Genomic DNA, 14467 nt, shown 5'->3' on the forward strand with positions numbered 1-14467 from the left:
CCCCCTTAGTAGTGATTTCCCATATTTCTGGTCAGCCTCAAATACAGACTCACGATAACGGTTAGTATAAGTGCCGTTATAACGGCAAGCGCCGAGGAGTAGCCGTATTGACTGATAGCATCGGCTGCGCCGTACGAGAAGAAGTATTTGAACGTGTACGACATGACGACTTCGGTGGTGCCGCCAGGCTGTCCGTTCGTCAAAACGAGAACGAGGTCGGACATTTTAATGCTGTTGACGATAAAGAGCATCATGACAACTTTGCCAGTCGATGCCAGCATCGGCAGCGTAACTTTCGTAAATCGGTTCCACTTGTTTACGCCGTCGATATCCGCACACTCGTATATTTCTTGAGAGATGTTCTGCAGTCCCATGATGAAGAAAATCATATTAATGCCGAACCCTTTCCATACGCTTGCGATGACGATGACAAAATCGGCCAACCACTTGTTGCTGAACCAATTGATATTGGTGTCAATAATGTTGAACGCCTTTAGCAACTGGTTCACAGAGCCCATAAACGGCTCGAACATCAGGAAAAATACGATGCCTACGATAGCCGTACTGACGATCGTTGGAGAGAAAAACAGCGTTCGGAAAAACGAATTGATTTTTTTGTTGCCGTTTAGAATAATCGCCAGAAATAAAGCGAGCGGGATTTCGATTATAAATTTGGCAATAACGATATAAAACGTATTTTCAAGTGATTCCCAATAATGCGGATCGCGTGTAAAGGCGCGAATATAGTTTTCAAGTCCAATAAACTTCGGCGTGCTCATGCCGTCATAGTCGAACCAAGACCATTGAATCAGCCAAATCATCGGGTACACGGTGAACAGAGCAAATCCGATGAGCATGGGAGCAAGCATTAAATAGGATTGAATGGCATCTTTCCGGTACAGGCTTTGATGCTTCGTTTTGCGCTTGAAAAAGGTCATACCTGGGATGCCTCCTTTCTGTGAAAAAGCGGAGAGCATGACGTCATCCTCTCCGCCGTTGCTGCGTTTGCGTTATTCCGCTTTCGTACTCCAGTTCTTATCGATGTAGATTGTCATATCCAAGCCGTCGGCAATCGCTTTCTCAAGCGCAGTGTTGTAGCGTTTATCCAAATCCGCGAGAACAGCTGCAATGTCGGCGGTAGGCGAACCAGCAATCATGTTGACCAGCGTGTTCTGATAAGGCTGCCCCTCAACCGTAATGCCACCGTCCGGAGGCGTCAGCGTGAAATACGAATTGGACGTGTCGCCGAATTCCGCATAGCCCGCTTTCGTGAAGCTGGAAGGCTTTTGCGCTTGAATGTCTGCTCTTGCGATGAATTCCAGTTCATTGTTTTGAATGTCTTTCAAAATTTGATCGTCATGGAACAATTGATATACTTTCATCGCTTTTTCCGGCATTTTGTTCGCGCTTGGCCCTACGCAAAGCGCATCGGCGATTTGCGCATAGTTTTTATACTTATTGGCCTTATCGATAACCGGCGTATCGCTTACGCCAAGCTCAAAGCTGCTGCCGATCTCTTTCCAGAACTTATCGATGGAGGTTACATCCCAGTTAACGCCCGGGAGCATTGCAATCCGTCCTGCTGCGAACTGAGCGATCAACTCGTCGTTGCCCATGCCTTCGCCGCCTGGGAAAATGCTTCCGTCCGCTTTCATTTGAAGAATTTTTTCAATATTCGTTTTGAAGTCGGAGAATGCGAATTTGCCCTCATTGAAGTTGTAACCCATGTGACCGACCGAGCTGGCAAACTGTGCAGCGAAGTACCATTTGCCGGAGGACGCCGAATCCTTCAAGTGAACGCCGTAACCGTAAGCGTTTCCTTTATTGTCCTCGGTAATTTTCTTAGCGTAGGCGACGACATCGTCCCAAGTTTCAGGCGGTTGCTCGTAGCCGGATTTTTTAAGCAGATCCTTGTTGTAAACAAATTTAGTCGTCAGTACTTTGTAAGGCACGCTGTACGTTTTGCCCTTGAACGACGTATAGCCATTGATCAGAATATCTTTATATGTCTCTAAAAATTCCGGTCCGCCTGGCAAATCGTCGATCGGCAGCATCCAGCCCGAGTTAATGAAAGGCTCTTTGACGGTGCCTACGAATTTATAAAGCTCGGGAGCTTGGTTCGCGGCTAGCGCAACCTTCAACACATCGTTGTAGTCTCCGCCGAACACTTTATACTCGATGTTAATGCCGTCCTGCAGTCCTTGCCCTTTGTTGTACGCTTCGATAGCGGCTTCCATCACCGGCTTGTAGCCGGCATCGTTGGTCCATACGCGAACCGTTTCCATTTTCGTATTGCCGGAGCCGTCCGGATTGGCGGAACCGCTTGGCGAATTATCTTTTCCGCCGCAGCCTGCCAATACACCCGTCAGCAATACAAGACTCAAAAAGGTTTGACCCACCCTTGCACGTCCTTGAAATCGCTTACTGTTCAAATCTGTTCCTCCTTCTTATTCGTAGTTGAAGCGCTTGCAAGAGCAATAATATCAAGATTCCTCCGGGGTTAAAATACAAAAACTTGAGGGAAAAAGTTAGATATATTACGCAGTTTCCCTCACCTCCTTGTCGTTCATGATTTGGGGTTGCTATACTGGAACTGGAAGTAACCATTGTCGAAAGGGGCCAAATCGGACGCCGTGCATATGAGTATTCGCAACAGGTTGGTGCTGTATTTCCTTGCCTCCATTCTCATTCCATCCATTATTATAACCGTAGTCGTTTATATGGGCTCAACCGGCATTATTACGAAAAAAATGAATGATTTAATTGAGAAAAACGTCGAGTCCGCTCGACTGATTGTCCAAACAAGATTCGCTTTTATCGATGAAATGACGACGCTCATATCATTAAATCCAATGATTCAAGAAGTATTGAGCGCGAGCCCGACGACCAATATGACCGATAACATTTTACAAATCATTAAGCTCGACCGCGCGCTCGACAGTTATTATTTATCGAACTATTACGCATCGCCCCACTCGTCCATCGTACCGACGATTCATCTGATCGACAGACCGGAGTATAGCAAATACGATATCTCCACTAAAGTGCAGGATATCGAGTCCATCGAGAACGAACCGTGGTACAGAAATTTAAACGGGAAAAACAAGTCGGTCTACGCGGAGCCGGGAGACGCCCCGGTTGTCATCGCTAGAAGGCTGTTCAGCTTGCAAAATGCGGATAAATACGATTATGCGGCTTTGCTTACGGTTAAATTGGAAAAGTCCAGTCTAAACGACATGTTATCCAATTACAAGCCATCCAATGGGAGCCGTATCTTTATTCTCGACGAACGAAATCAAATTATTATGAGCAGCGATCCCTACTCCGTCGACGAGGAGCAATTTATCCATTCTCTCGATCCGGCGGCAAATGGCTTGGAGAGGGCGGATTGGAGAGGCAAAACCGTTATCGTCTCCTCTAAGCAGTTGGACAACATCGAGTGGAAAATTATTAATATGACGCGGTTAAGCGAGATCAATTCCGACCAGCTCCAGCTGACTCGCATTGTCTTGCTTGTCCTAATCATTTGTATGACGACCGCCTTGCTGGCAGCCTTTCTGCTGTCGCGCAATATATCGAGTCCGATTACGAAGCTGGTCGCGTCTATGCGCACCGTGCGAGGCAATAATTTCGACATCGACATCGCCTATCATAAGAAGGACGAGTTCGGATTTCTGATTCAGCAATATAAACGGATGATTCGTCAAATCAAAGACTTGATCGATATGCTGTACGTCAGCGATTTGAAAAAGCAAAAGGCAGAGCTGCTGGCCAAAGATGCTCAGCTTCGAGCCTTGCAGGCGCAAATCAATCCGCATTTTCTATATAACACGCTTGATTCAATCAATTTATATGCGATTAAGTACAATACGCCCGTCATTAGCGATATGATCGGCTCCTTGGCTAATTTTTATCGCTATTCGCTTAGCAAGGGACGAAATATCATTTCGCTTGAAGAAGAGCTGGGTCATACGAGCAGCTATCTCGAAATTCAGTCCATGCGGTTCGGTCCAAAATTGCACTATTCCATTCAAGTGCCGCGCGAGCTGAGAAAGACGAAGACGGTGAAGCTCGTCATCCAGCCGTTGGTGGAAAACTCGATCATTCACGGCTTTCATCAAAAGACGGGAGAACTTGAAATCGCTATCACCGCAAAGCAAGAGGCGGATAAAGTCATTGTGTGCATCTCAGACAACGGCACCGGTACGAAAGCGAAGGCGGACGAACTCAACAAGCTGCTCAATTCCGACGAGTCCGAGCAACAATCTTTTGCCATTACCAATGTTCACCGGCGGCTGCAAAGCGCTTTCGGCGAAGACTTTGGCCTTCGTTACAGACACAATCAGGTGGAAGGAATCACGGTCGAAATTACGATTCCAGCGTGCCTTAACTTGGAGGAGAACGATGCTAACGGTTATTCTGGCTGATGATGATTACTTGGTCAAAGAAATATTATGCGATACGATTCCTTGGAGCGAGCTTGGGATGAAAGTAATTGGGCTCGCTGAGAACGGACAAGAAGCGCTGGAGCTTTGCATGGAAAAGCAGCCGGATATTTTGGTGACGGACATCAAAATGCCTTTTTACAACGGTCTCGAGGTTGCCAATCAGCTGATGGAGAGCGGCATGCGTACGAAGACGGTTCTGATTAGCGGCGTGCAGGATTTTAACTACGCCAGAATCGCGTTGAACGTACAGGCGGCGGGGTATATTTTAAAGCCGATTCAGCTGAAGGAAGTTGTCGCCGTTCTGAAAAAAGTGCGCGACGCGATCGAAATGGAGTTTCAGCGTGAGCAGGTGCTGAAGCGTCTGGAGCGACAGCTGGAAGAAAACATGGCGCTGATGCGCGACAAGTTTTTGAATCAGCTCATTATGGAGCCAATCGGGAGCAGTGAGGAGCTGCAAGAGAGGCTCGACTATTTCCGTCTGCCGCTGCAATCCGGTCAAGATATGGCGGTGGCGGTGGCGGAAATTGACGAGTACGACTTAAAGGTGAAGAAAAAAGGCGTCGAGCGGATTCACTTTTTCAACTTTTCCATCAAAAATTTAATCGAGCAAGTGCTGAACAACTATCAAGCCGGCATCTGCTTCACGACCGCGCGGGAAAACGAATTCGTCATCATCCTAAGCGGAGAATATTGCAATGAAGTGCGAATGGCGCAAATTTTCGAGAGCATCGAGCAGCTTCTGCTCGATTTTGACGGGATTACGCTTTCGATTGGGGTCGGCCATAGCGTTGGCATGGAGGCGGCAAGTCTCTCCTATAACCGCGCATGCAATGCGATCGGCTACAAGTTTTATACGGGCAACGGTTCGGTTATCCATATCAATGACATCACCGATTCCAGCATCATGGGCAAAATGAACGATCTGAAGCTCGGGGAACTGCAGAAGCTGCTGCTGGACGAGATCAAGACCGGCAACAAGCCGCGGGCTAAGCAAGCGCTGGAGCAGTATTGCGTGCTGCTGGCACAAGCAACTCAGCTTTCCCAGGACTATATTCGAGGATTGTTTCTCGAGCTGATTATTACCGCTTACCGCGAAATTTGCGAGACCGAAGGGGAATCCCCAGAGGTTGCGGCAAGCTATACGACTTGCATGGAGTCGGTCATGCGGGTTGAGACTCTCACTGACATTAAAAATCATGTAAGCGCTATGCTTTTGTGCATCGCCGACTATTACGGCGCTAAGTACAATAAAAAGCATCATGTGCTGGTCGAGCGTATTAAAAACTACGTCAATCAAAGCTACATGGACAATATTTCGCTTGCCGACATTGCGAACGAAATCTATATGTCGCCCAGCTACTTGTGTGCGGTATTCAAACGGGAAACCGGCGAAACCATCAACGAGTACATTATCGAAACGAAGATGAGCTCGGCGAAAAAGCTGCTCAAAAACACAAAAATGAAGGTGCTCGAAATCGCCGAGCATTTAGGCTACGAGAACGCCCATTATTTCAGCTACTCGTTCAAGAAGTACACGGGAGAAACGCCGCAGCAATACCGGAACAGGCTTCCGAGCTGACTTTAGCAGTGGCGTGTGCCGGCCGGGTTTGAGTGGGGACATTGCAAGGCTGGTTATGGTTCGGGCGCGAGCTGATGCGGGCGCGAGCTAACGTGAGCGCGGGCTGACGCGGGCGCGAGCTGATGCGGGCGCGAGCTGTGGGTGTGGCTACGGTTGCGCCCCCTGCTTTTTCGTCGCCATGTAACGTTTTTACTCATCAAAAGAGGCATCGCGGCAATTATGTATGATTTTTCATATATAATTTCGCGATTTCACAAAAATCGGGCAATTATATATGATTTTTCGCATATAATTCGCCGATTTTCCGATTTTGCTCAAATTATGTATGATTTTTCATATACATTTGATCCATGAAGGAAAGGTGTAGCTAGAAGCTCCTCAGGGAAGGCTGCATTGTACGATTACAATGCCTTTAGAGAATCGGCGCTCCTCTACTCTACTGTGTGGTGCCTTTTACATATGAATCACCTAGGATAATGATTACTTTTGTGTGTGGTGGTCATTTAGGATGGTGCTTACTTTGACGAGTGGATGATCATGTTTAGTGCGTCCTTTGGGACATAGGCGGTCATGTACGATCACGCCTCCTTAGTCGCGCCCTTTAGCTTGTGGCAGCCATGTGCAGGAATGCGAATGCAACTTACTCTTTTCGGCACGCTGCCAGTCTAATTCAGCGCTTAGCCTCTACCGCATGCGCAAACCATACCAAACGCATGCGTTTGGTATGGTTTGCGTTTTTGCTTTAGAAAAAAGCGTTCAACTGGAGCTCGGGATAGCGGGCCAGCAAGTCATTCACTTTGTTTTGAAAGGCCTGCATCGCTTTGACGTTTTGGTCCAGCCAATACGTATCGACGAGAATCCAACCGGGGCCGGTCTCCCCCGGAAACCGCTCAAAATAATCGGCAACGATTTGCTCGGCGATAGCCACTCCATCGCAGTCTTCACCGGCGCAAGGCTCCAATGTGGCGTACGTGCAGTTGTCTTCTTCTCTACCTATGTATGTCCAGCAGCGCTGATTGACGCTATTCATCCTTGGGCACCTGCCTGCTCTTAATATTTAACCTAATAGACAGTATACCTCATGAATGATTCACCTGCTAAAAAGGAGTGTTCTCCCCACCTTCAAAAGGTAGAAACGCCCGATATTGCTTCCTAACGCACTCTTTTTTGCGACAGCAGCCAGTCAATCAGTTCGTTCTGCCCATAGGTTTCATACATGACTTGATGGCTATGGCGCAGACCCTCGTAGTAAGTCGTCTTGATGTTACCATTTATCGCCGTTATGGCTTCTTCCATCTCTTCCGTTCGCGAGACCGACACCACATCATCATCTACACTATGAAAAGCCCAGATAGGCATTTCCTTTAACCGTTCCGCCAGCTTCGGATCGTAAAAGCCCGCAATCGGCACCGCAGCTGCGATTAGCTCGGGTGCGCGGGCCGCAAAATCGAACGCTCCGTTTCCGCCCAGGCTGAACCCAGAAACATAGACGCGCTCGGAGTCAGTGCGCAGATCACCCGCAACCAATTCTTCCACAAGCGCACGAAGCGTTTCGAATTGTTCCGTCCAGTCCGAACCTGCTGGACATTGCGGCGCTGCAACGATGAACGGAAAATCGCCCTGCTTCTCCGCATGCCAGACTAGCCCGTAATGATCCAACATGCGAATATTCTTGCCGCGTTTTTTAATGCCATGAAGAAATAAAATAACGGGATATTGAGCATTCGTATTTCCTTCATAATCATGAGGTAAAAAGAGTTGATAATTCATCCGAGTGTTAAAAGACTTCGTGCTAGTAATCGTACAATCCGTAACTGGCATTTGTCCTCATCCCCTCTTCGTCGCATTAACCCATGGAGTACAGTAACGATAATGATTTCGGTTCCCGGCCCGTTACTCCGTTGCAGGTTTGTTTTTCGGATTGAAAAAAAGCTTTACAGCTATCATACTGGCCGCAATGAAAATGACAACCGTCCAGAACGAAAATGCAGCCGGCTTTTCCGTCGCAATGATCCATATAGGCGGTCCGTTGGAAGGCCAACTATTCTGCATATTCGGATCGAGTCGATTTACCTGATAAAGGATCGCCCAAGATTGATACACCTTAGCAAACATATAGCCCACAACCAATCCAATTAATCCGCCCAAATAATAGAAGCGATGCACCTTTTCTAGCATGGCTGCCCCCTAGTGTCGCATTTCCTTTATTATACAAGTCTCTAGCCATAGATGAATACCCATAAACTGGTTTACGACAAAAATTCAGCCTAACAGGTTGAAGCGTAAAAGCGCTTATGATACGATGTTACCAACTTTAACGACGGGAGATGTGAAGAGTAATGTAGGATTTCTTGCTTAATTCGAGACGGATAAAACAAATCGTTGTTTTATTCTCTTAAGCAGGAAAGTTACTTTATTCTTTGCACTCATGAAGACCTTGGTCTCTCCTATTCATTAGGATGGGATCAGTGTATTTATTTGAGCTACAAGAAGGGTAACTTTCTTGTGGCTCTTTTTTTATGGACAATTTCATTCATTTTAGGAGGCAGAAATTTATGTTGGAAGTTGTAGATGTTCAAGTGAAACGTTCATTGTCCGTTGGCACGGTTCACGATCAAATTAAACGGATGCCGGAGCATTTTCCATCTATCGATAGATGCACGTAGCGACGATTCTATCTGTAGACGCTTCGTAATTTTCTCGCATAGTTGGTTAAAATGAGCACGCTATACTGCCAAAAACGACGTTGATGCAGTTTCTCCGGCTTATGAGGAGAAAAACAATGAAACCAACTTCAAAATACGAAACCATTCAGCAGCTTTTATTAGATATGAAAGAACCCGCCTACCGTTTTTCGCAAATTATGGACGCCATTTTCAAGCAAAGAATAGGCGAATATGAGCAAATGACCTTGCTGCCGCTAAGGTTAAGAAACGAGTTGATTAATAAGCTGGGCGGCCGAGTTTTAACTCTCACGCCATCGCTGGAGCAAACATCGAAGCAAGTCAATAAAGTTCTTTTTGCCGCCGCCAAAGGTGATCGCATAGAAGCCGTTCAACTACGCTATGAGCGCGGCTGGAATTCGTATTGTATTTCCAGCCAATGCGGTTGCGGATACGGCTGCAGCTTTTGCGCAACTGGCACCATCGGCTTGAAGCGAAATTTAACGGTTGATGAGATTACGGACCAACTGCTTTATTTTCATTTTCACGGCCAATCGTTGGACAGCGTCTCTTTTATGGGAATGGGAGAAGCGCTAGCCAATCCGCATTTGTTCGATGCTCTTTCGACTTTGACAGATCCGGCTATTTTCGGATTAGGGCAACGCAGAATTACGGTTTCCACTATCGGAATTGTACCGGGCATCGAACGGGTGACGAGAGAGTTCCCTCAAGTGAATCTGACTTTCTCCCTGCACTCTCCATTCGATGAGCAACGAAGCGAGCTGATGCCTATTAACAAACGTTTTCCACTTGCCGATGTGTTAGCAACGTTGGATCGCCATATTCGCGCAACAGGCAGAAAGGTTTATATTGCGTATATATTGCTTCGGGACGTCAACGACTCCAATGAGCATGCGGAAGCTGTATCCGCTTTATTAAATGGCCGAGGCTCATGGAATCACTTATACCATGTTAATTTAATTCCTTATAATTCAACCGAGGTGACTCCTCAAACGTATAAGCAATCGGATAAAGATCGTATAAACCAGTTCGTTCATATCCTAAAGGCGCGAGGTGTTAACGTCACGGTGAGAACGCAATTCGGATCGGATATCGATGCTGCTTGCGGGCAGCTGTACGGGAAAAGCGAGGGTTTATTTCTAGAGAACTGAGTCGACACTTCACACTAGACACTAGCAAGGACTAAGTCTACAGCAAAAAAGCAGTCCGCCCTCAGATAAGGGCGGACTGCTTTTTACGTATCGTATTAATTTCGGATCAGGTAATCGAAGGCGCCCAAAGCTGCGGTCGCTCCCGAACCCATCGAAATAATGATTTGTTTATAAGGACTATTCGTGCAATCGCCAGCGGCAAATACGCCAGGGATGCTCGTAGCGCCGCGGCTGTCTACGACGATCTCGCCCATGCGGTTGCGCTCCAGCGTGTCGCCCAGCCAGTCGGTGTTCGGCACCAGACCGATTTGAACGAATACGCCTTGCAGCTCAACATGTTGAACGGTTCCCGTCTCGCGTTCGATATAGGAGATGCCGTTCACTTTGTCGGTGCCCGTAATTTCCTTCGTTTGCACGTTTTTCAGCACGGTAACATTCGGCAGGCTGTACAGACGGTCCTGCAAAACAGAGTCCGCTTTCAGCTCAGGCATGAACTCAAGTACCGTTACATGGCTTACGATACCAGCAAGGTCAATCGCTGCCTCAATACCGGAGTTGCCGCCGCCGATTACGGCTACGTGCTTGCCGGCGAACAACGGACCGTCGCAATGCGGACAGTACGCTACGCCTTTATTCTTGAACTCGGCTTCGCCCGGCACGTTGACATTGCGCCAACGAGCGCCTGTGGAGAGAATGACGGTTTTGCTTCGCAGCACGCCGCCGTTCTCGAGCTCAACCTCGATCAGATCCTTCTTCTCCAGCCGCGTCGCGCGCTGCAACTTCATCACGTCAACATTGTACTCTTTGACATGCTCTTCGAGGCTTGCAGCCAGCTTGGCGCCTTCGGTATATTTCGTACCGATAAAGTTCTCGATGCCGACCGTATCCATCACTTGACCGCCGAAGCGATCAGCGACAATACCAGTGCGAATGCCTTTGCGAGCCGCGTAAACCGCGGAGCTTGCGCCTGCAGGACCGCCGCCGATGACAAGCACGTCGAACGGTTCGCGGTTCGTAAATTCGGAGGCGTCCGGCGCTTCCACGATTTTGGAGAGAATCTCTTCAATCGTCATGCGGCCGCTGCCGAAAAATTCACCATTCAGGAAGACGGAAGGAACAGCCATTACTTCTCTGCTTTCCGCTTCTTCCTTGAACGCAGCTCCATCGATCATCGTATGAGTGATGCCCGGGTTCAGCACACTCATCAAGTTGAGCGCTTGAACGACATCCGGACAGTTATGGCAGGTCAGGCTAATAAACGATTCAAACGTATATTCGCCGCGAATGCCTTTAATTTGGTCAATAACGCTTTGTTCAACCTTCGGAGCTCTTCCGCTAACTTGCAGCAGAGCCAGCACCAGCGAAGTGAATTCATGTCCCAGCGGAACGCCCGCGAACACGACCCCGGTATCCTCGCCGGGACGGTTCACGCTAAAGCTTGGCGTTCTCGACAGCTGCGCTTTTTCCACTTTTATTCTGGAGGACATGCCGGCCAGCTCGTCCACGAGAGCCAGCATGTCCGTTGATACTGCGTCCGACGCAGCGCTGACTTTAATCAGCACGTCGCCTTCCAAGAGCTGAAGGTATTGGTTTAACTGCTCTTTAATTTCCGCATCCAACACCATAAGAAGCCCTCCTTAGATTTTGCCGACAAGATCAAGGCTTGGCTTAAGCGTTTCGCCGCCTTCTTGCCATTTCGCCGGGCAAACTTCGCCTGGATTTTTGCGCACATATTGTGCAGCTTTGATTTTGTTCACAAGCGCGCTTGCGTCGCGGCCAATGCCGCCAGCGTTGATTTCAACTGTTTGGATCACGCCGTCTGGATCGATGATGAACGTGCCGCGGTCAGCCAGGCCGTCTGCTTCGATCAATACGTCGAAGTTGCGGGAGATCGTGTGCGTAGGGTCGCCGATCATGATGTACGTGATTTTGCCGATTGTGTCCGAGCTGTCATGCCATGCTTTGTGCGTGAAGTGCGTGTCAGTCGATACGGAATATACTTCAACGCCGAGCGATTTCAGCGTTTCATATTGATCTTGCAGGTCGCCGAGTTCAGTTGGGCAAACGAATGTGAAGTCAGCTGGGTAGAAGCATACAACGCTCCATTGACCTTTAAAGTTTTCTTCCGATACGTCGATGAACTTGCCGTTTTGGTAAGCAGTTGCTTTAAATGGTTTTACTTCTGTTCCGATAAGAGACATAGTGAATGTTCCTCCTGAAAGTGTATTTTGAGAATTATCGCGTTTATCGGAATCCATGCTTTGCATTGCATCGCGTTCGTCATCCACAAACAATAATAATTCTTATTTAACTATATTTATATAATAGCATTGTTCGTCGAATTATGCATGAAGAAAAAATGAATTTATGATGAAGAAGTTCATTTTTTGGCACATCGTTTAGTTTTCCCATAAAAGCAGGTTCCTATGCCTTAAAAGATCTATTGCAGGTGTGCTACGGCTGTTACCGTGCTGTACTTATATATAATGAAGAATAACAAAAGCCGAGTGAAATCAGCAGTAAATCGCTGAAATCAGCTCGGCTTGCAAGCAAGCTTTTAAACAATCAAATCGGTACCGCGGTTTGCTCAATTACCCTTGAACCGATTCGATAAATTTTTCAAGCGAGGTGACATCCGTCACATTCTTATTGCACTCATGACCGCTAATGCATAAATAATTGCCTACCGACTTGTAGTAGTCTGAAGAGGCGTTAGCCGGTCGTTTTTTCGTAATTGCGGAGAAAAGCGCCAATGATTCGTATTTGTTGCAAACGAAGCAATAGCTTTTCTTATTTGTCGGCGTAAATCGTCCTTCCACGCCTACGAATTGCCCGTCCATCTCGTATACGAAAAACATTTTATTCGTTGAGACATCGACCCAGCTCAGATAAGTCGTCTGGTGAAAATCGATTTGCGTCAGATCAGGAAGCTTCAGCTTTTTGTTTTTCGGAAAAAGCCTGCGGATCTGCTTGTCCGTAATTTGCGAGAACTCAATTCGATAAGGCTCTAGCTGCTGCAAATATTGCTGAAAATCATCCGCTGTTTTTAAGTTCGCAATCGATTCCAGCATCGTTTTCTGCTCATCCGTTGCATCGGGGAACAGCTCCGCTACCTTCGACTGCGCGCTAAAGCGGACGGATTCTACTATTTTCGGATCGCCAACCGTTCGAAGCGCATAAAGCACAGAGTCGGCTTGGTTTTTAATAAAGTTATAGTGATGGTTTCTAATAAATGGTTCGCACATGGACGTCAGCCCCTTATTTTTATTTGAAAAACAAATAAGGTGCAAAGCCAAATATTAAAAACGATAAATGCGTTATTTGGGCGACATATTAGTAAAGCCTAGTCGACCCCATGCAAAGTATCGCCTCCAATTAAGGCTTTGCAGGGGCTTTGCCAATCCGGCAATCTCTGAATGCCATCAGTATCAGCCTCCCTTTCAAAGGAATACAGCTATTATACGCTTGCCGGTCGATAATTGAAAGGCGACTAAGTCATCTTGCAGGATTTAACGGCTCAAACCCGAAATCAGCGCTTGACTTGAAGTGAGGGAAGCGTTGCGGGCCAAAAGAAAAAGAGCATTACCATGAGCATGTCCCTTGAAGGTATGCCTGTTGGTAATGCTCTTATCGAATTTATTATTGAGGCTAGCGTACATTCATTTCGTTCGGATTAGGACCTTTACGGCGGTTTTTGTTAAGTTGATCGATTGCCGCTATATCGTCCGCCGATAATTCGAAGTCAAACACATTGAAGTTTTCTTCGATACGGGACGGAGTCACCGATTTAGGAATGACAATCGCATTACGCTGCAGGTGCCAGCGCAAAACAATTTGAGCCGGCGATTTGCCATGAGCTTCGGCCAGCTTCACAATAACCTCATCCTTCAGCACTTCGCCGCCTTGCTCAAGCGGGCTCCAGGCTTCAAGGAAAATTTGATGCTTATCGCAAAATGCTTTCAGCTCGTTCTGAGCCAGGTACGGATGGCATTCGACTTGGTTGAGCACCGGTTTAACCTCGCACTCTTTAAGCAGACGCTCCAAGTGCTCGATTTCAAAGTTGCACACGCCGATAGCTTTCACTTTGCCTTCATGGTACAGCTTTTCCATCGCCTTGTACGTTTCGATATATTGGTCGAATTGCGGCGTCGGCCAATGGATCAAGTACAAATCAATGTAATCCAGCTGAAGCTTCTTCAAGCTTTCGTCGAACGCACGCAGCGTATTTTCATACCCCTGATCGGCGTTCCATACTTTCGTTGTGATAAACAATTTCTCGCGCGGAATCGAAGTTTGCTTAATCGCTTGTCCAACTCCAACCTCATTTCTGTAAATCATTGCCGTATCGATAGAGGTGTATCCTACTTCGAACGCCTTGGCAATGGCATCAGTGGCTTGATCGTCATTGACTTGCCATACCCCATAACCAAGCTGCGGCATTTCCAGCCCATTGTTTAACGTTACATACTGCATGATATCTCCTCCTATTTGCGATCTTCATATGGTTTAATGTGAGCCTACAGTTGTCATTTTAACTTGACTTATCTTCTAAGAAAAGTAGTGAATATTTTTTTCAATAGTATACTCACATATACTAGCTTTAAA

The 14467-nt window shown here is 47.2% G+C and carries 12 protein-coding genes; 3 read left to right on the forward strand and 9 right to left on the reverse strand.

The window, feature by feature from the left end; translation table 11 throughout:
- Positions 1-5: 5 nt before the first annotated feature.
- Both ACFVTB_RS22705 and ACFVTB_RS22710 read right to left on the reverse strand, forming a co-directional pair.
- Positions 6-938, reverse strand: coding sequence for a carbohydrate ABC transporter permease (locus ACFVTB_RS22705; protein ID WP_387754403.1), 933 nt, complete (start codon positions 936-938; stop codon positions 6-8).
- Between the two features lie 72 nt (positions 939-1010).
- Positions 1011-2432: an ABC transporter substrate-binding protein gene (locus tag ACFVTB_RS22710; RefSeq protein WP_387754406.1), complete on the reverse strand. Its 1422-nt coding sequence runs from the start codon at positions 2430-2432 to the stop codon at positions 1011-1013.
- Between the two features lie 207 nt (positions 2433-2639).
- Here ACFVTB_RS22710 and ACFVTB_RS22715 point away from each other — a divergent pair, with 207 nt between their 5' ends.
- On the forward strand, positions 2640-4427 hold the full coding sequence (locus ACFVTB_RS22715) for a cache domain-containing sensor histidine kinase (protein ID WP_387754409.1): 1788 nt from the start codon (positions 2640-2642) through the stop codon (positions 4425-4427).
- Positions 4405-6027 carry an AraC family transcriptional regulator gene (locus ACFVTB_RS22720; protein ID WP_387754411.1) on the forward strand — a complete coding sequence of 541 codons (1623 nt, stop codon included), beginning with the start codon at positions 4405-4407 and terminating at the stop codon, positions 6025-6027. Before ACFVTB_RS22715 ends, ACFVTB_RS22720 begins: the two co-directional genes overlap by 23 nt.
- A 742-nt stretch (positions 6028-6769) precedes the next feature.
- Here ACFVTB_RS22720 and ACFVTB_RS22725 read toward each other — a convergent pair.
- The 3 genes from ACFVTB_RS22725 to ACFVTB_RS22735 form a co-directional block, all read right to left on the reverse strand.
- Complete coding sequence (locus ACFVTB_RS22725; protein ID WP_387754414.1) at positions 6770-7057, reverse strand: hypothetical protein; 288 nt, start codon at positions 7055-7057, stop codon at positions 6770-6772.
- A 122-nt stretch (positions 7058-7179) separates the two neighbouring features.
- Complete coding sequence (locus tag ACFVTB_RS22730) at positions 7180-7848, reverse strand: carboxylesterase family protein (RefSeq protein WP_387754416.1); 669 nt, start codon at positions 7846-7848, stop codon at positions 7180-7182.
- A gap of 72 nt (positions 7849-7920) precedes the next feature.
- Positions 7921-8205: a hypothetical protein gene (locus ACFVTB_RS22735; protein WP_387754419.1), complete on the reverse strand. Its 285-nt coding sequence runs from the start codon at positions 8203-8205 to the stop codon at positions 7921-7923.
- 604 nt (positions 8206-8809) lie between these two features.
- On the opposite strand from ACFVTB_RS22735, the gene ACFVTB_RS22740 reads away from it, so the two are divergent.
- Positions 8810-9862, forward strand: a complete 1053-nt coding sequence (locus tag ACFVTB_RS22740) for a Cfr family 23S rRNA (adenine(2503)-C(8))-methyltransferase (protein ID WP_387754421.1) — start codon at positions 8810-8812, stop codon at positions 9860-9862.
- A gap of 95 nt (positions 9863-9957) precedes the next feature.
- Here the strand turns inward: ACFVTB_RS22740 and ahpF are convergent, their stop codons facing one another.
- The 4 genes from ahpF to ACFVTB_RS22760 all read right to left on the reverse strand — a co-directional run bounded on the left by ahpF (position 9958) and on the right by ACFVTB_RS22760 (position 14335).
- Positions 9958-11487: an alkyl hydroperoxide reductase subunit F gene (ahpF, locus tag ACFVTB_RS22745; RefSeq protein ID WP_387754424.1), complete on the reverse strand. Its 1530-nt coding sequence runs from the start codon at positions 11485-11487 to the stop codon at positions 9958-9960.
- Positions 11488-11499: 12 nt separating this feature from the next.
- A complete protein-coding gene (gene ahpC, locus ACFVTB_RS22750; RefSeq protein WP_387754426.1) occupies positions 11500-12063 on the reverse strand; it encodes an alkyl hydroperoxide reductase subunit C in 564 nt (187 codons plus the stop codon).
- Between the two features lie 390 nt (positions 12064-12453).
- On the reverse strand, positions 12454-13107 hold the full coding sequence (locus ACFVTB_RS22755) for a FusB/FusC family EF-G-binding protein (RefSeq protein WP_387754429.1): 654 nt from the start codon (positions 13105-13107) through the stop codon (positions 12454-12456).
- Between the two features lie 403 nt (positions 13108-13510).
- Positions 13511-14335 carry an aldo/keto reductase gene (locus ACFVTB_RS22760; protein ID WP_387754432.1) on the reverse strand — a complete coding sequence of 275 codons (825 nt, stop codon included), beginning with the start codon at positions 14333-14335 and terminating at the stop codon, positions 13511-13513.
- Between the last annotated feature and the right edge of the window lie 132 nt (positions 14336-14467).

The sequence above is a fragment of the Paenibacillus sp. NPDC058071 genome, from assembly GCF_042885235.1.
In the GTDB taxonomy this organism is placed as follows: domain Bacteria; phylum Bacillota; class Bacilli; order Paenibacillales; family Paenibacillaceae; genus Pristimantibacillus.

What these genes read in the sequence shown, in the direction of transcription:
- ahpF (WP_387754424.1), bottom strand. Translation starts at nt 11,487, where the DNA reads ATGGTGTTGGATGCGGAAATTAAAGAGCAGTTAAACCAATACCTTCAG.
- ACFVTB_RS22755 (WP_387754429.1), bottom strand. Translation starts at nt 13,107, where the DNA reads ATGTGCGAACCATTTATTAGAAACCATCACTATAACTTTATTAAAAAC.
- ACFVTB_RS22740 (WP_387754421.1), top strand. Translation starts at nt 8,810, where the DNA reads ATGAAACCAACTTCAAAATACGAAACCATTCAGCAGCTTTTATTAGAT.
- ACFVTB_RS22760 (WP_387754432.1), bottom strand. Translation starts at nt 14,335, where the DNA reads ATGCAGTATGTAACGTTAAACAATGGGCTGGAAATGCCGCAGCTTGGT.
- ACFVTB_RS22715 (WP_387754409.1), top strand. Translation starts at nt 2,640, where the DNA reads ATGAGTATTCGCAACAGGTTGGTGCTGTATTTCCTTGCCTCCATTCTC.
- ACFVTB_RS22705 (WP_387754403.1), bottom strand. Translation starts at nt 938, where the DNA reads ATGACCTTTTTCAAGCGCAAAACGAAGCATCAAAGCCTGTACCGGAAA.
- ACFVTB_RS22720 (WP_387754411.1), top strand. Translation starts at nt 4,405, where the DNA reads ATGCTAACGGTTATTCTGGCTGATGATGATTACTTGGTCAAAGAAATA.
- ACFVTB_RS22725 (WP_387754414.1), bottom strand. Translation starts at nt 7,057, where the DNA reads ATGAATAGCGTCAATCAGCGCTGCTGGACATACATAGGTAGAGAAGAA.
- ahpC (WP_387754426.1), bottom strand. Translation starts at nt 12,063, where the DNA reads ATGTCTCTTATCGGAACAGAAGTAAAACCATTTAAAGCAACTGCTTAC.
- ACFVTB_RS22730 (WP_387754416.1), bottom strand. Translation starts at nt 7,848, where the DNA reads ATGCCAGTTACGGATTGTACGATTACTAGCACGAAGTCTTTTAACACT.
- ACFVTB_RS22735 (WP_387754419.1), bottom strand. Translation starts at nt 8,205, where the DNA reads ATGCTAGAAAAGGTGCATCGCTTCTATTATTTGGGCGGATTAATTGGA.